We start from the raw sequence: 16,741 nt of genomic DNA, 5'->3' as shown, positions 1-16,741 counted from the left end.
CTAGGCCAGTGGCTCAATTGGCAGAGCAGCGGTCTCCAAAACCGCAGGTTGGGGGTTCGAGTCCCTCCTGGCCTGCCAACTCTAATCGGAGTTGGCATCTAACAAAGTTATAGCAAATTATCGATAACAGAGGCCCATCGTGAATTCTAAAGTGACTTCCGAAGGTTCAAAGCTGGATGGCCTGAAATGGGTCGTAGTGGTAGCGCTTGTTGCTGCTGGAGTAGTGGGTAATTCTGTTTATTCAGAAGAGTCTCTATTGTATCGGGTAATTGCGTTGCTGGTTATAGCTGGTGTCGCTGGCTTTGTTGCCCTGCAAACTGCAAAAGGGGCAGCTTTCTTTACTTTGTTTAAAGAAGCTAAGGCTGAGATCCGTAAGGTGGTTTGGCCGACACGACAGGAAACAACGCAGACTACATTGATTGTTACGGTTGTAGTGCTGGTTGTAGGTTTACTTTTATGGGGTCTTGACTCGCTTTTGAGTTGGGGTGTCTCCGGCGTAATCGGATAAGAGGAAAGAGGCATGGCTATGCGTTGGTATGTTGTACATGCGTACTCCGGTTACGAGAAGCGTGTAATGAATACTCTACTGGAACGGGTTGAGCTGCATAATATGCAGGACAGCTTTGGTGATATCTTAGTTCCAACTGAAGAAGTAGTAGAGATTCGCGAAGGTAAGAAGCGCAAGTCTGAGCGGAAGTTCTATCCTGGCTATGTTCTGGTGCAGATGGATATGAATGACGATACGTGGCACATGGTTAAAGATACGCCGCGTGTGATGGGCTTTATCGGCGGTACAGCTGATAAGCCGGCGCCGATTACAGAAAAAGAAGCGGAAGCTATTCTGCAGCGGGTTGAGAGTGGCGTTGATCAGCCGCGTCCTAAGACCTTGTTTGAGCCAGGCGAGATGGTTCGCGTTGTAGATGGCCCGTTTGCTGACTTCAACGGTGTCGTTGAAGAAGTGAATTACGAGAAGAACAGGCTGCATGTTGCAGTGTTGATCTTCGGTCGTTCGACTCCGGTCGAGCTGGAGTTTGGTCAGGTCGAAAAGGCCTGATAGCAGTATTATCGGAACAAACCTCGGCTCTTATTTGAGAGCTGGGGTTTTTCCGTCTTTGAATCGGGGAGCCGAAAGGCGCTACTACCCACTAGGAGTAAAACATGGCTAAGAAGATCGAAGCTTATATTAAGCTACAGGTTGCTGCCGGTCAGGCAAATCCAAGTCCACCAGTTGGTCCAGCACTGGGTCAGCATGGTGTGAACATCATGGAATTCTGTAAAGCGTTCAACGCTGCGACGCAGAGTTTAGAGAGCGGCATGCCGACTCCTGTTGTGATTACTGTTTATGCAGATCGCAGCTTTACTTTCATTACTAAAACTCCTCCAGCGTCAATTCTGCTGAAGAAGGCTGCAGGCCTGAAGAGTGGTTCTGGTCGTCCAAATACTGACAAGGTGGGTACAGTTACCCGTGCTCAGTTGGAAGAGATCGCTACTACTAAAATGGCTGACCTGACGGCTGCTGATATGGATGCTGCTGTTCGCACCATCGCAGGTAGTGCACGTAGCATGGGTATTATTGCTGAGGGAGTTGAGTAATGGCTAAGTTGTCAAAGCGCCAAAAGGCGATTGCTGAAAAAGTTGAGATTGGCAAGCAGTACGCAATTGAAGATGCTGTAAGCCTGCTTACTGAGCTTTCTACTGTAGATTTTAAAGAGTCTGTAGATGTTGCAGTGAATCTGGGTATTGATCCACGTAAATCTGACCAGAACGTTCGTGGCTCAAGTGTTCTGCCAAGCGGTACTGGTAAAGATGTTCGTGTTGCAGTGTTTGCACAGGGCGAGAACGCTGAGAAAGCTAAAGCTGCTGGCGCTGATGTTGTTGGTTTTGAAGATCTGGCTGAGCAGATCAAAGGCGGCGACCTGAACTTTGACGTTGTTATCGCGACTCCGGATGCGATGCGCGTTGTTGGTCAGCTGGGTCAGGTTCTGGGTCCTCGTGGACTGATGCCTAACCCTAAGGTTGGCACTGTAACGCCAGACGTTACTACTGCAGTAAACAATGCTAAAGCTGGTCAGGTTCGTTTCCGTACTGATAAGAACGGCATCATCCACGCTGGTGTTGGTAAAGTTGGCTTCGAAGCTGATGCTATCAAAGCAAACCTGGATGCATTGGTTGGCGAGCTGAAGAAGCTGAAGCCGGCATCTGCTAAAGGTGTTTATCTGAAGAAAATTACCCTGTCCACCACTATGGGGCCAGGCCTGGTAATCGATCAAAGCTCTTTAACTGCTTAATCGATTGTCAAAAAAATTGAGGGTCTCTGCGGTATTGCTGCAGAGGTCGTCAAAGACCGCAGGTGAGGATGGCGAAGCCGGACTCTTAATCAATCAGCCTGCGCAGACGGTGTGATCCCCTTAACCGGATCAATTTAACCACCGTACTCGGCGCTTCAGTGATTAATGCTGGAGTGATTGGTAAACAGTCGATAAGACTAAACCCAGGAGTAATTCGTGGCATTAGGACTCGAAGATAAAAAAGCGATTGTCGCTGAAGTCCAGGAAGCTGCTAAGGGCGCTCTCTCTGCTGTAGTTGCAGATTCTCGCGGTGTTGCCGTTGAGGATATGACTGTACTGCGTAAGCAGGCACGTGAAGCGGGCGTATGGCTAAAAGTCGTACGTAACACGCTGGCACGTCGTGCAGTAGAAGGCTCTGATTACGAATGCATCACTGATGCATTTGTAGGTCCGACTCTGATTGCATTTTCTACCGAGCACCCAGGTGCTGGTGCGCGAATCCTTAAGGATTTCGCAAAGGGAAATGACAAGCTAGAAGTTAAGACCGCTGCTTTCGAAGGACAGGTTGTTGACGTTGCAATGCTGGCATCACTGCCAACTTACGACGAAGCAATCGCCAAGCTGATGGGCTGCATGAAAGAAGCAGCTGCAGGCAAGCTGGTTCGCACTATTGCGGCCATTCGCGATCAGAAAGAACAAGAAGCTGCCTAAGTTTATTAGCAGCTTAAGAAACGAGTTAAGAGCCTCTGGCTCATATATTTAGGAATTGAACCATGTCCGTATCTAAAGAAGATATCTTGAATGCAATCGCAGAAATGTCTGTAGTAGATGTTGTTGCGCTTGTTGAAGCAATGGAAGAGAAGTTTGGCGTTTCTGCTGCAGCTGTTGCTGTTGCTGGCGGTGCTGGCGGCGACGCTGGTGCAGCTGCTGAAGAGCAGACTGAATTTGACGTTATCCTGGCTTCTATTGGCGATAAGAAAGTTAACGTAATCAAAGCTGTTCGTGCAGCAACTGGTCTTGGCTTGAAAGAAGCTAAAGGCATGGTTGACGGCGCTCCTGCACCTGTTAAAGAAGGTGTTACTAAGGAAGAAGCAGAAGAGCTTAAAGCTGCTCTGGAAGAAGCTGGCGCAACTGTTGAAGTTAAGTAAACAGCGTTATGCTTTGTATCAGACTATTTAAGTAGCTGATACATATACGGCTGGTGGCAAAATGCCACCGGCCTTTTTCCGTTATTAGTATCAGTAAATAATAACGGTTCACAAGCCGAGAAATTCCTTCGGTTTGGTTGAATTTTTCAGGTGCAGATGCTGGGGAACTTAGATGGCTTACTCATATACTGAAAAGAAACGCATCCGTAAAGACTTCGGAAAGCTGCCGGAAGCGATGGATGTGCCATATCTGTTGGCAATCCAGTTGGATTCTTATTTGAAATTCCTGCAACAGGATGCTGACTCTGCAGAGCGCAAAGATGTCGGACTGCATGCGGCTTTCAGTTCCGTATTTCCGATTGTTTCCTATTCCGGAAACGCTGCATTGGAATATGTAGGTTACCGTCTGGGCGAGCCTGTTTTTGACGTTAAAGAATGCCAGATGCGCGGCATTACATATGCTGCTCCACTACGCGTAAAAGTACGCCTAGTAATCTACGATCGTGATTCATCGAATAAAGCGATCAAAGATATTAAAGAACAAGAAGTATACATGGGCGAAATGCCGCTGATGACCGACAACGGTACATTCGTTGTTAACGGTACTGAGCGAGTAATCGTATCTCAGCTGCATCGTTCGCCAGGTGTATTCTTCGACCATGACAAGGGCAAAACTCACTCTTCTGGTAAGTTGTTGTATTCTGCTCGTGTTATTCCTTACCGTGGTTCTTGGTTGGACTTCGAGTTTGATCCTAAAGATAGCCTGTTTGTTCGTATCGACCGTCGTCGTAAACTGCCGGCAACTATTCTGCTGCGCGCGCTGGGCTATACCACTGAAGAGATCCTCGATACCTTCTTTGATAATACAGAGTGGTCTCTGACTGCCGATAAAGTGTTGATGACACTGGTGCCATCACGTTTGCGTGGTGAGACTGCAACATTTGATATCAAAGATGGCAGCGGTAACATTGTTGTTGAATCTGGGCGCCGTATTACGCCGCGCCATATTCGTCAGCTAGAGAAAGAAAAATTACAGCAGCTGGATGTCCCATCTGAATACCTGATCGGTAATGTCATCGCGAAAGATATTATTGATCCTGCGACTGGCGAAGTGCTGTGTGAAGGCAACAGTGAGATCACTGAAGAGTTGCTGGAACAGATGCGCGGTGCTGGTGTTGCTGGCCTTGAAACGCTTTACACCAATGAGTTGGATTGTGGTCCGTTTATCTCTGATACTCTGCGTATCGATACTACCCGCAGCCAACTGGAAGCGCTGGTAGAGATCTACCGTATGATGCGTCCTGGTGAGCCACCAACCAAAGAATCTGCTGAGAACCTGTTCGAAAACCTGTTCTTCAGTGAAGAGCGTTATGACCTGTCAGCGGTTGGTCGGATGAAGTTCAACCGTCGTTTGACCCGCGCTGATGAAACCGGCTCAGGTATTCTCGATAAAGACGATATTCTGGCGGTGATGAAAACCCTGATCGACATTCGTAACGGTAAAGGCGTTGTGGATGATATTGATCACCTGGGTAACCGTCGTATCCGTTCTGTTGGTGAGATGGCAGAGAATCAGTTCCGTGTCGGACTGGTGCGTGTTGAGCGTGCTGTTCGTGAGCGTCTGAGCATGGCTGAATCTGATAACCTGATGCCTCAGGATCTGATTAATGCTAAGCCGGTCGCTGCTGCAGTTAAGGAGTTCTTCGGATCTTCTCAGCTGTCTCAGTTTATGGATCAGAACAACCCGTTGTCAGAAGTTACCCACAAGCGCCGTGTATCAGCGTTAGGGCCTGGCGGTCTGACCCGTGAACGAGCTGGTTTTGAGGTTCGTGACGTACACCCGACCCACTATGGTCGTGTATGCCCAATCGAGACACCTGAAGGACCAAACATCGGTCTGATCAACTCGCTGGCGACTTATGCCCGCACTAACGATTACGGCTTCCTGGAAAGTCCGTACCGGAAAGTGGTTGATGGTAAAGTAACGGATGAAGTTGAATACTTGTCTGCGATTGAAGAAGGTCGACATGTTATCGCCCAGGCATCTGCCGGAATGGACGATAGCAACAATCTGACCGATGAATTGGTTGCCGTTCGTCACCAAAATGAATTTACCGTAATGCCTCCGGAAAAAGTAACCTACATGGATGTATCTCCACGTCAGGTTGTATCCGTAGCAGCGGCATTGATTCCATTCCTGGAGCACGATGATGCTAACCGGGCATTGATGGGATCGAACATGCAGCGTCAGGCTGTACCAACACTGCGTGCTGATAAGCCGTTAGTAGGTACTGGCATGGAGCGTTATGTAGCCCGTGATTCCGGTGTATGTGTGACGGCTGAGCGTGGCGGTGTTATCGAGTCTGTTGATGCGGCGCGTATCGTCGTCCGCGTGAGCGACGAAGAAACACTGGCGGGTGAAGCAGGTGTAGATATCTACAACCTGACTAAGTACACCCGTTCAAACCAGAATACCTGTATCAACCAGCGTTCTATCGTCCGTCAGGGCGAGACTGTGCAGCGCGGTGATATCATGGCTGACGGTCCTTCCGTTGACTTGGGTGAGCTGGCTCTGGGGCAGAATATGCGTATCGCATTTATGCCTTGGAATGGTTACAACTTTGAGGATTCCATCCTGATCTCTGAGCGTGTTGTTCAGGAAGATCGTTTTACCACTATCCACATTCAGGAGCTTACCTGTGTGGCGCGTGATACTAAGCTGGGTTCAGAAGAGATTACATCCGATATTCCAAATGTTGGTGAGTCTGCACTGGGTAAGCTGGATGAAGCCGGTATTGTACACATCGGTGCTGAAGTAGGCCCGGGCGATATTCTGGTTGGTAAAGTGACGCCTAAAGGTGAAACTCAACTGACGCCGGAAGAGAAGCTTCTGCGTGCAATCTTCGGTGAGAAAGCCTCCGACGTGAAGGATACTTCACTGCGCGTAAAGACTGGTACTATCGGTAAGGTTATCGATGTACAGGTATTTACCCGTGACGGCGTGCCTAAAGATGAGCGTGCTGTATCGATTGAAGAATCTGAACTGAAACGCATTCGTAAAGATCTTAATGAAGAGTTACGCATTGTTGATCAGGCAACCTTTGAGCGTCTTGAGCGTGCACTTTGCGGTCTGAAAGCGGAAGGTGGTGCAAACTTCAAGAAGGGTGAGGAGATCACCTCTGAAGCTCTGGCTGAACTGAAGAAGTCTGACTGGTTCAAGATCCGTGTTGCTGATGAAGCAACTCAGGAAATGCTGGAGAAGGCTCAGGAGCAGCTGGAAGAGCGCCGCGTTGAGCTGGATGCGAAGTTTGAAGATAAGAAAAACAAGCTGCAGACAGGTGATGACCTGGCGCCAGGCGTACTGAAAATTGTCAAGGTTTACGTTGCTACTAAGCGTCGCGTACAGCCAGGTGACAAGATGGCAGGACGTCACGGTAACAAGGGTGTTATCTCGGTTATCATGCCTGTTGAAGATATGCCATACGATGAGAACGGTGAGCCGGTCGATATCGTATTGAACCCGCTGGGTGTACCGTCTCGTATGAACGTAGGACAGGTACTTGAGACCCACATGGGTATGGCAGCTAAAGGTCTGGGTGTGAAGATTAATGCGATGCTACAAGCAGAGCGTGATCGTCTCGAGACCGTTAAAGAGTTACGTGAATTCCTTGACCGTATCTACAACAGCGAGCTGGGTGGATACAAGTCGGGCCGTCATGAAGATATAAGCAGCTTTAGCGACGACGAAGTACTGGAACTGGCGAAAAACCTGAAAGGCGGTGTTCCGCTGGCAACGGCTGTATTCGACGGTGCGAAAGAAGTTGAAGTTAAAGAGCTGCTGCGCATGGCAGACCTCAGCGATACTGGACAGTTCACACTGTTTGATGGTCGTAGTGGAGATCAGTTTAGCCGTCCGGTAACCGTTGGTTACATGTACATGCTGAAATTGAACCACTTGGTTGATGACAAGATGCACGCGCGTTCTACCGGTTCTTATAGCCTGGTTACTCAGCAGCCGCTGGGTGGTAAGGCGCAGTTCGGTGGTCAGCGATTCGGTGAGATGGAGGTATGGGCACTTGAAGCTTACGGTGCTGCCTACACCCTGCAGGAGATGCTGACGGTTAAGTCTGATGATGTGAATGGCCGTACCAAGATGTATAAGAACATCGTGGATGGTGATCACAGAATGGAGCCGGGCATGCCAGAATCGTTCAACGTGTTGGTGAAAGAGATCCGCTCGCTGGGTATCGACATCGAGCTGGAATCCGACTAACCATTTAACAGATAGTTTACTGCGCAGCTGATTTAACCGCTGTGCAGTCAACTCCCCCGAGGAGCTGAATGAAATGAAAGATTTACTTAATCTGTTGAAATCCCAGGGACAGAACGACGAGTTTGACTCGATCCGTATCGGTCTGGCATCACCTGAGATGATCCGGTCTTGGTCTTTTGGCGAAGTTAAAAAGCCAGAAACCATTAACTACCGTACCTTTAAGCCGGAACGTGATGGTCTGTTCTGTGCCAAGATTTTCGGTCCTGTTAAGGATTACGAATGTCTGTGTGGTAAGTATAAGCGTCTGAAGCACCGTGGTGTTATCTGTGAGAAGTGTGGTGTAGAAGTTGCACTGGCTAAAGTTCGTCGTGAACGTATGGGTCACATTGAACTGGCTTCTCCTGTAGCCCACATCTGGTTTCTGAAATCACTTCCATCCCGTATCGGTTTGATGCTGGATATGACTCTGCGTGACATTGAGCGGGTCCTGTATTTCGAATCTTTTGTTGTTATCGATCCAGGTATGACCACGCTTGAGCGCGGCCAGCTGATGAACGATGAGCAGTACTTCGAAGCACTGGAAGAGTTTGGTGACGACTTTGATGCCCGTATGGGTGCCGAAGCTGTTCAAGAGCTGTTGAAGTCTATCGATCTTGCAGAAGAGATCGAAGTCATGCGCGAAGAGCTGCCAGCGACAAACTCTGAAACTAAGATTAAGAAGCTGTCTAAGCGTCTGAAACTGCTGGAAGGCTTTCATACCTCAGGCAATAAGCCAGAGTGGATGATTCTTCAGGTTCTGCCGGTTCTACCGCCAGATCTGCGTCCTCTGGTACCGCTTGATGGCGGTCGCTTCGCGACTTCTGATCTGAACGATCTGTATCGTCGTGTAATCAACCGTAACAACCGCTTGAAGCGACTGTTGGATCTGAGTGCACCAGATATCATCGTACGTAACGAAAAACGTATGTTGCAGGAATCTGTTGATGCGCTGTTGGATAACGGTCGTCGCGGTCGTGCAATTACCGGTTCTAACAAGCGTCCTCTAAAGTCCCTGGCTGATATGATCAAGGGTAAGCAGGGTCGTTTCCGTCAGAACCTGCTGGGTAAGCGTGTTGACTACTCAGGCCGTTCAGTAATCGTAGTTGGACCATACCTGCGTCTGCATCAGTGTGGTCTTCCTAAGAAGATGGCACTGGAACTGTTCAAACCATTTATCTTTTCTAAGCTGGAATTGCGTGGTCACGCGACGACGATTAAAGCAGCTAAGAAGATGGTAGAGCGCGAAGAAGCGTTGGTTTGGGATATTCTGGATGAGGTTATCCGTGAGCATCCGATCATGCTTAACCGGGCACCTACTCTTCACCGTCTTGGTATCCAGGCATTTGAGCCGGTACTGATCGAAGGTAAAGCGATTCAGCTACACCCATTGGTGTGTGCTGCATACAACGCTGACTTTGACGGTGACCAGATGGCGGTACACGTACCGCTGACAATCGAAGCGCAGCTGGAAGCACGCGCGCTGATGATGTCAACCAACAACGTATTGTCGCCTGCCAACGGTGAACCAATCATCGTACCGTCTCAGGACGTAGTACTGGGTCTCTACTGGATGACCCGTGATCGCGTTAATGCTCAGGGTGAAGGCACTGTCTTCGCTGATATTCAGGAAGTTCAGCGCGCCTACGGTGCCAAGCAGGTTGATCTGCAGGCACGGGTTAAGGTTCGTATTAATGAAACTATCCGTGATATCGAGGGTAACGAAGAGCAGCGTACGACGATTCAGGATACAACCGTTGGTCGTGCAATACTGTTTAATATCGTGCCAACAGGTCTGCCATTTGAGTTGGTAAACCAGGCGATGACGAAAAAAGCGATCTCTCGTCTGATTAACACGGCTTATCGTATCGTCGGTCTGAAAGATACGGTTATCTTTGCTGACCAGGTTATGTACATGGGCTTCCGTCAGGCAACTGTTTCCGGTTCTTCTATCGGTGTTAACGATTTTGTTATCCCGGATGAGAAAGTCGAGATCATTACTTCTGCAGATACAGAAGTAAAAGAGATCGAGATGCAGTTCGCAGACGGCCTGGTTACCCAGGGTGAGAAATACAACAAGGTTATCGACATCTGGTCTCGCGCCAACGAAATTCTGGCGAAGAAGATGATGGATAACCTGAAGCGTGAAGAAGTTGTTAACCGTGAGGGTGAAGTCGAAATTCAGGACTCGTTCAACTCGGTTTACATGATGGCCGATTCCGGTGCGCGAGGTAGTGCTGCTCAGATCCGTCAGCTGGCGGGTATGCGTGGTCTGATGGCGAAGCCGGATGGCTCTATCATCGAAACGCCTATCACCGCTAACTTCCGTGAAGGCTTGAACGTACTACAGTACTTTATCTCGACTCACGGTGCTCGTAAGGGTCTGGCAGATACCGCACTGAAAACAGCGAACTCCGGTTATCTGACGCGTCGTCTGGTAGACGTGGCGCAGGATCTGGTAATCACTGAAGAAGATTGTGGTACCGAAGAAGGTCTGATCATGACGCCGTTGATCGAGGGTGGCGACGTTGTTGTTGGCCTGGGCGATCGTGTTCTGGGTCGTACTGTTGCACATGATGTGATGGATCCAAGCGGCAAAGACGTGCTGATCGAAGCCGGTACTCTGATGGATGAGGCTTGGGTTAAGCGTCTTGACGATGAAGAGCGTTACTCTTCTATTGACGAGATCATTGTTCGCAGTGCGATTACTTGTGAAACTGCATTTGGACTTTGTTCTAAATGTTACGGTCGTGATCTGGGTCGTGGACATCGGGTTAACCCGGGTGAGGCAGTCGGTGTTATCGCTGCGCAGTCAATCGGTGAGCCGGGAACTCAGCTTACCATGCGTACGTTCCACATCGGTGGTGCCGCATCACGAGCAGCTGCAGTTGATAGTGTTCAGGTGAAAAACTCCGGTACAATTCGGATGCACAACCTGAAGGCTGTAGAGAAGGCTAACGGCTCTCTGGTAACGACATCTCGTTCAGGTGAGCTGGGTGTGACCGATGAGCACGGACGTGAGCGTGAGCGTTATAAGCTGCCTTACGGTTCTGTGATTAAGGTTAAGGACGGTTCCACCGTTGAAGCCGGTGCCATTGTTGCGAACTGGGATCCGCATACCCACCCAATCATCTCTGAGGTTGCGGGTAAGATCGAATTCGTTGGTATCGATGACGGTGTTACCGTTAAACAGCAGACGGATGAATTGACGGGTCTGTCGACTATTGAAATCCTGGATCCGACTGTGCGTCCTGCAGCGGGTAAGGATATTCGTCCTATGATTCGTCTGGTTGATGCGGCTAATGGCGGTGACTTGTTCCATCCGGGAACCGATCAGCCAGCACAGTACCTGTTGCCTGCTAAGGCGATTCTGAACCTGAGCAATGGTGCAGAGGTCGGTGTTGGTGATGTATTGGCTCGTATCCCTCAGGAAGGCTCTGTGAACAAAGACATCACCGGTGGTCTGCCACGGGTTGCTGACTTGTTTGAGGCGCGTAAGCCTAAAGAGTCGTCTATCCTGGCGGAGATCTCCGGCACGATTACCTTTGGTAAAGAGACTAAGGGTAAGAAGCGTCTGGTAATCTCGCCTCAGAATGCTGATCCGATTGAGATCATGATTCCTAAGTGGCGTAACCTGAACGTATTTGAAGGTGAAACGGTAGAGAAAGGTGAAGTAATCTCTGACGGTCCTTCAAATTCGCACGATATTCTGCGTATCAAAGGCGTGGCTGAACTGGCGAAATATATCACCTCTGAAATTCAGGACGTATACCGTCTCCAGGGTGTTGGTATTAACGATAAGCACATTGAAGTTATTGTTCGTCAGATGCTGCGTAAAGTTGATATCACTAATGGTGGCGATAGTTCATTCATCAACGGTGAGCAGGTTGAGTATCACAAGGTTGTTGAAGAGAACAAGCGTCTGGAAGCTGAAGGTAAGATGCTGGCTAAGTATGATCGTGTACTGCTGGGTATTACCAAGGCATCGCTGGCAACAGAGTCATTTATTTCAGCGGCTTCTTTCCAGGAAACAACCCGCGTACTGACCGAAGGTGCGGTATGTGGCAAGAAAGACTACCTGCGTGGTCTGAAAGAAAACGTTGTTGTGGGACGTCTGATTCCGGCTGGTACCGGTCTGGCGTATCACAAAGAGCGTAAGCGTAAGGCTCAGAAAGTTGATGAAAACGTTACTGTAAGTGCAGAAGACGTTCAATTGGCGCTGACCGAAGCGTTGAATCAGGCAGCGATGCCTGATTCAGAATAAATCTGGTCGAATATTGACCTGATGGGCCGAGATTGAGTACAATCTCGGCCCTTTCGTACAGGAGTGAAATAAATCCTGTTTTTTTGGTGCTTAAATAAAGCGTGGAGTTTGCTTAATGGCAACTATTAACCAGTTGGTACGACAGCCGCGCAAGCGCAAAGCGACCAAGAGTGATGTACCTGCACTGCAGGCTTGTCCTCAACGTCGTGGCGTTTGTACCCGCGTCTATACTACAACCCCTAAGAAACCGAACTCAGCATTACGTAAAGTATGTCGTGTTCGTCTTACTAACGGATTTGAGGTTACTTCCTACATCGGTGGTGAAGGTCATAACCTGCAGGAGCACTCTGTTGTTCTGATCCGTGGTGGTCGTGTAAAAGACTTGCCGGGTGTTCGTTACCACACAGTACGTGGCGCACTGGATACCAGTGGCGTTAACGACCGTAAACAGGGTCGTTCTAAGTACGGTACCAAGCGTCCTAAGTCTTAATAGTTTACGGGACAGCGACAGAAGTCAGGCTACGGTTGTGCAAACAGCCGGCTATACAACTAGAGCTAGACCGCAAGCAATAAGAGTAAGGTCAGGTATCAATTCCTGAAATAACCTGAAGACCTAGATTAAGGGGCTTATCATGCCAAGAAGAAGAGTTGCGGCAAAACGTGAAATCCTGCCGGATCCTAAGTTCGGTAACATTACACTGGCAAAATTTACTAACCACCTGATGATCAGTGGTAAGAAATCTGTTGCTGAGAAGATCGTTTACGGCGCGCTGGATACAATTGCCCAGCGTACTGACGAAGATCCAATTGAAGCATTTAACAAAGCTTTAGAAGCTATCCAGCCTATGGTTGAGGTTAAATCTCGCCGTGTAGGTGGTGCTACTTACCAGGTGCCTGTAGAAGTGCGCCCATCTCGTCGTGTAGCGCTGGCTATGCGTTGGTTGGTAGATTCTGCTCGTAAGCGTGGTGAAAAATCCATGGCGCTGCGTCTGGCCGGTGAAATCGGTGATGCTGTTGAAGGTCGTGGTGCAGCTGTGAAGAAGCGTGAAGACGTTCATCGCATGGCTGAAGCGAACAAAGCATTCGCTCACTACCGCTTCTAAGCTTTTTTATAAAGTTCCGAGGATTGAGTTTTGGCTCGTACAACGCCTATTAATCGATACCGAAATATCGGTATTGTTGCCCATGTGGATGCAGGTAAAACCACGACGACTGAACGCGTTTTGTTCTACACCGGTATGTCTCATAAGATCGGTGAAGTGCATGATGGCGCAGCGACCATGGACTGGATGGAGCAGGAACAGGAGCGTGGTATCACTATCACCTCCGCTGCGACCACCTGTTTTTGGAGTGGCATGAGCCAACAGTTTGAACAGCACCGGATCAACATCATTGATACCCCCGGGCACGTGGACTTCACTATTGAAGTTGAGCGTTCTCTGCGGGTACTTGATGGAGCGGTTGTGGTGTTGTGTGCGTCTTCCGGTGTTCAGCCTCAAACTGAGACCGTGTGGCGTCAGGCAAACAAGTATGAAGTGCCGCGCATGGTGTTCGTCAATAAGATGGACCGTGCCGGTGCTGATTTCTTCATGGTCATTGACCAGTTGAAGGAACGCTTGGGTGCACATGCTGTGCCGATCAATTTCCCGATCGGTGCGGAAGAAGGGTTTAGGGGTGTCGTTGATCTGATCCGTATGAAAGCCATTATGTGGAATGAAACGGATCAGGGGATGACTTACGAGCTGGAAGATATTCCAGCCGAGTTGCAGGAGCAAGCTGACGAACTGCGTGAGCAGATGGTCGAAGCAGCTGCTGATGCTTCCGATGAGCTAATGGATAAATACCTTGAAGAGGGTGATTTGTCTGTTGATGAGATCAAGGCAGGCTTGCGTCGCCGTACCCTTGATAATGACCTTGTTCTGATGCAGGCAGGTTCTGCCTTTAAGAACAAAGGTGTTCAGGCGGTCCTGGATGCTGTGATCGAGTATATGCCATCGCCAATTGAAGTTAAGGCGATTGAGGGTGTGCTGGATGATGATGAGACCGTGGCAGTTCGTGAAGCTGATGATAGTGCTCCGTTTGCGGCATTGGCGTTTAAAATTGCGACTGACCCATTTGTCGGTACCCTGACGTTTGTACGGGTGTACTCCGGCGTGCTGGCTTCCGGTGACAGTGTTATTAACACTGTCAAAGGTAAGAAGCAGCGCGTTGGGCGAATGGTTCAGATGCATGCAAATAACCGGGATGAGATTAGTGAGGTTCGCGCAGGCGATATCGCGGCTCTGATCGGTATGAAAGATGTAACTACCGGAGATACTCTGAGCACACCTGATCATAAGATCATTCTGGAGCGCATGGAGTTTCCTGAGCCGGTAATCTCGGTAGCAGTTGAGCCCCGATCTCAAGCAGATCAGGAAAAGATGGGTATCGCATTGGGCAAGCTTGCTCAAGAAGATCCTTCTTTCAGGGTTGAGACTGACGAAGAGACCGGCCAGACTATTATTTCCGGTATGGGCGAATTGCACCTGGATATTCTGGTGGATCGTATGAAACGTGAATTTAGCGTAGCAGCGAACATCGGTAAGCCGCAGGTAGCCTATCGCGAAAAAATCCGCCAACCTGTCGATGCAAACCATAAGTTTATTCGTCAGTCTGGTGGTCGTGGTCAGTATGGCCATGTTGTCATCGAGTTCAGTCCATCTGATGAGGAAGGGCTTGAATTCATCAATGAGATTGTGGGTGGTGCGATTCCTAAAGAATACATCCCTGCGATTGAAAAAGGCGTATTTGAGCAGATGAAGAACGGTGTAATAGCCGGCTATCCGCTTATTGGCCTGAAGGCACGTCTTTATGACGGCTCCTTCCATGATGTTGACTCCAACGAGATGGCATTTAAAATTGCCGCATCTCAGGCGCTTAAAAAGTATGCACAGGAAGCAAATCCCTGTCTGCTTGAGCCGATGATGAAAGTAGAAGTTGTAACCCCTGAGGATTACATGGGTGACGTGATGGGTGACCTGAATCGTCGTCGAGGTATCGTACAGGGCATGGAAGACAGTAGTGCTGGCAAGATAATCAATGCTCAGGTTCCGCTGGGCGAGATGTTTGGCTATGCTACTGACCTGCGCTCTGCTACTCAAGGTCGTGCAACCTACTCAATGGAATTCTTTGATTACGCAGAAGCATCAAATAGAGTTGCTGAAGCAGTAATTAATGCAAGATAATTTGCCCAATATATTAATGAGGTATTAATCGTGGCTAAAGAACAGTTTGAACGTAATAAACCGCACGTTAACGTTGGTACAATCGGCCACGTTGACCACGGTAAAACAACTCTGACGGCAGCACTGACACGTGTTTGTGCTGAAGTTTTCGGTGGTACTGCGGTAGCATTCGACGGTATCGACAACGCACCAGAAGAGCGTGAGCGTGGTATCACTATCGCAACGTCTCACGTTGAGTATGACTCTACTGAGCGTCATTACGCACACGTTGACTGCCCAGGACACGCTGACTATGTGAAGAACATGATCACCGGTGCTGCACAGATGGACGGCGCTATTCTGGTATGTGGCGCGACTGATGGTCCTATGCCACAGACTCGTGAGCACATCCTGTTGTCTCGTCAGGTTGGCGTACCTTACATCGTTGTATTCCTGAACAAAGCTGACCTGCTGGCTGAAGATTGTGGCGGCGTTGACTCTGAAGAATACGAAGAGATGCTGGAACTGGTTGAAATGGAGTTGCGTGAGCTACTGGACCAGTACGAATTCCCAGGTGATGACACGCCAATTATTGCAGGTTCTGCATTGATGGCGCTGAATGGCCAGGACGATAACGAGCTGGGTACTACTGCTGTTAAGAAGCTGGTAGAAGCGTTGGATTCTTATATCCCACAGCCAGAGCGTGCAATCGATCAGCCATTCCTGATGCCTATCGAGGACGTATTCTCTATCTCCGGTCGTGGTACTGTAGTAACGGGTCGTGTAGAGCGTGGTATCGTTAAGACTGGCGAAGAGATCGAAATCGTTGGTATTAAAGATACTACCACTACTACTTGTACTGGTGTTGAGATGTTCCGTAAGCTGCTTGACGAAGGTCGTGCAGGCGAGAACGTTGGTGCGCTGTTGCGTGGTACTAAGCGTGAAGACGTTGAGCGTGGTCAGGTTCTGGCTAAGCCGGGTTCTATCACTCCTCATACTCGTTTCGAAGGTGAAGTATACGTACTGTCCAAAGATGAGGGTGGTCGTCACACTCCATTCTTCAAGGGCTACCGTCCACAGTTCTACTTCCGTACAACTGACATCACCGGTGCTTGTGAGCTTCCAGAAGGCGTTGAGATGGTAATGCCAGGTGATAACATCAAGATGGATGTTACCCTGATCAACCCAATCGCGATGGAAGAAGGTCTGCGTTTTGCGATCCGTGAAGGCGGTCGTACTGTTGGTGCAGGCGTTGTATCTAAAATCATCGAATAATCTTCGATGATGTTAAAAAAGGCTCCTTCGGGGGCCTTTTTTTGTTTGTGGGCGGCGGGTGTTGGCAGGTAGCAATAGGATTGTGTCGATATTGCGCAGTTTGGCCTGCTACGATATGCCCGGGTTTTGCTCTTGAGTTTGCGGTCATGCTGAGCGGGGAGTAGAGGTTTTTGCCTGTTTTAAACCCTCCATTAAGGCTCTTTATGTGTTTTGTGCTGCGTTGGCTTCACTAGGTATAAGTTTCTGAAAAGCAG

Annotated in this window: 12 protein-coding genes and 1 tRNA gene; all 13 read left to right on the top strand. The window is 49.1% G+C overall.

Going from position 1 to position 16,741, the window contains the following annotated elements:
- Positions 1-2 precede the first annotated feature (2 nt).
- The 13 genes from AMJAP_RS16820 (at position 3) to tuf (ending at position 16,487) form a co-directional block, all read left to right on the top strand.
- Positions 3-78 (top strand) — tRNA-Trp (locus AMJAP_RS16820).
- Between the two features lie 61 nt (positions 79-139).
- The gene (secE, locus tag AMJAP_RS16815; RefSeq protein ID WP_019623351.1) at positions 140-508 is read left to right on the top strand and encodes a preprotein translocase subunit SecE; all 369 of its coding nucleotides are present in this window, start codon (positions 140-142) and stop codon (positions 506-508) included.
- Positions 509-520: 12 nt separating this feature from the next.
- Entirely contained in the window at positions 521-1,054 is a 534-nt protein-coding gene (gene nusG, locus AMJAP_RS16810; protein WP_019623352.1) for a transcription termination/antitermination protein NusG, read from the top strand.
- Positions 1,055-1,158: 104 nt separating this feature from the next.
- Positions 1,159-1,593 (top strand): 50S ribosomal protein L11, encoded by a 435-nt coding sequence (gene rplK, locus AMJAP_RS16805; protein WP_019623353.1) that lies wholly within the window; start codon positions 1,159-1,161, stop codon positions 1,591-1,593.
- Positions 1,593-2,288 (top strand): 50S ribosomal protein L1, encoded by a 696-nt coding sequence (gene rplA / locus AMJAP_RS16800; RefSeq protein WP_019623354.1) that lies wholly within the window; start codon positions 1,593-1,595, stop codon positions 2,286-2,288. Before rplK ends, rplA begins: the two co-directional genes overlap by 1 nt.
- A 216-nt stretch (positions 2,289-2,504) precedes the next feature.
- The gene (gene rplJ / locus AMJAP_RS16795; protein WP_019623355.1) at positions 2,505-2,999 is read left to right on the top strand and encodes a 50S ribosomal protein L10; all 495 of its coding nucleotides are present in this window, start codon (positions 2,505-2,507) and stop codon (positions 2,997-2,999) included.
- Between the two features lie 62 nt (positions 3,000-3,061).
- Entirely contained in the window at positions 3,062-3,436 is a 375-nt protein-coding gene (rplL, locus tag AMJAP_RS16790) for a 50S ribosomal protein L7/L12 (RefSeq protein ID WP_019623356.1), read from the top strand.
- A 172-nt stretch (positions 3,437-3,608) separates the two neighbouring features.
- Positions 3,609-7,709 carry a DNA-directed RNA polymerase subunit beta gene (gene rpoB / locus AMJAP_RS16785; protein WP_019623357.1) on the top strand — a complete coding sequence of 1,367 codons (4,101 nt, stop codon included), beginning with the start codon at positions 3,609-3,611 and terminating at the stop codon, positions 7,707-7,709.
- Positions 7,710-7,782: 73 nt separating this feature from the next.
- The gene (gene rpoC, locus AMJAP_RS16780) at positions 7,783-12,009 is read left to right on the top strand and encodes a DNA-directed RNA polymerase subunit beta' (protein WP_019623358.1); all 4,227 of its coding nucleotides are present in this window, start codon (positions 7,783-7,785) and stop codon (positions 12,007-12,009) included.
- A gap of 115 nt (positions 12,010-12,124) precedes the next feature.
- Positions 12,125-12,499, top strand: a complete 375-nt coding sequence (gene rpsL, locus AMJAP_RS16775) for a 30S ribosomal protein S12 (RefSeq protein ID WP_019623359.1) — start codon at positions 12,125-12,127, stop codon at positions 12,497-12,499.
- Between the two features lie 142 nt (positions 12,500-12,641).
- Positions 12,642-13,112 carry a 30S ribosomal protein S7 gene (rpsG, locus tag AMJAP_RS16770; protein WP_019623360.1) on the top strand — a complete coding sequence of 157 codons (471 nt, stop codon included), beginning with the start codon at positions 12,642-12,644 and terminating at the stop codon, positions 13,110-13,112.
- A 30-nt stretch (positions 13,113-13,142) separates the two neighbouring features.
- Complete coding sequence (gene fusA / locus AMJAP_RS16765) at positions 13,143-15,233, top strand: elongation factor G (protein WP_019623361.1); 2,091 nt, start codon at positions 13,143-13,145, stop codon at positions 15,231-15,233.
- A gap of 30 nt (positions 15,234-15,263) precedes the next feature.
- Positions 15,264-16,487 carry an elongation factor Tu gene (tuf, locus tag AMJAP_RS16760; protein ID WP_019622814.1) on the top strand — a complete coding sequence of 408 codons (1,224 nt, stop codon included), beginning with the start codon at positions 15,264-15,266 and terminating at the stop codon, positions 16,485-16,487.
- The last annotated feature ends 254 nt before the right edge of the window (positions 16,488-16,741 follow it).

It is taken from the genome of Amphritea japonica ATCC BAA-1530, assembly GCF_016592435.1.
Taxonomy (GTDB): Bacteria; Pseudomonadota; Gammaproteobacteria; order Pseudomonadales; family Balneatricaceae; genus Amphritea; species Amphritea japonica.
The sequence above is the reverse complement of the archived record's forward strand: the minus strand, read 5'-3'. Positions and strand labels throughout refer to the sequence as shown.

Bases quoted from the DNA above. Each gene is read 5' to 3' on its own strand.
- rpoC (WP_019623358.1), top strand. From the start codon at position 7,783: ATGAAAGATTTACTTAATCTGTTGAAATCCCAGGGACAGAACGACGAG.
- rpsL (WP_019623359.1), top strand. From the start codon at position 12,125: ATGGCAACTATTAACCAGTTGGTACGACAGCCGCGCAAGCGCAAAGCG.
- rplA (WP_019623354.1), top strand. From the start codon at position 1,593: ATGGCTAAGTTGTCAAAGCGCCAAAAGGCGATTGCTGAAAAAGTTGAG.
- nusG (WP_019623352.1), top strand. From the start codon at position 521: ATGGCTATGCGTTGGTATGTTGTACATGCGTACTCCGGTTACGAGAAG.
- rplK (WP_019623353.1), top strand. From the start codon at position 1,159: ATGGCTAAGAAGATCGAAGCTTATATTAAGCTACAGGTTGCTGCCGGT.
- rplL (WP_019623356.1), top strand. From the start codon at position 3,062: ATGTCCGTATCTAAAGAAGATATCTTGAATGCAATCGCAGAAATGTCT.
- rpoB (WP_019623357.1), top strand. From the start codon at position 3,609: ATGGCTTACTCATATACTGAAAAGAAACGCATCCGTAAAGACTTCGGA.
- rpsG (WP_019623360.1), top strand. From the start codon at position 12,642: ATGCCAAGAAGAAGAGTTGCGGCAAAACGTGAAATCCTGCCGGATCCT.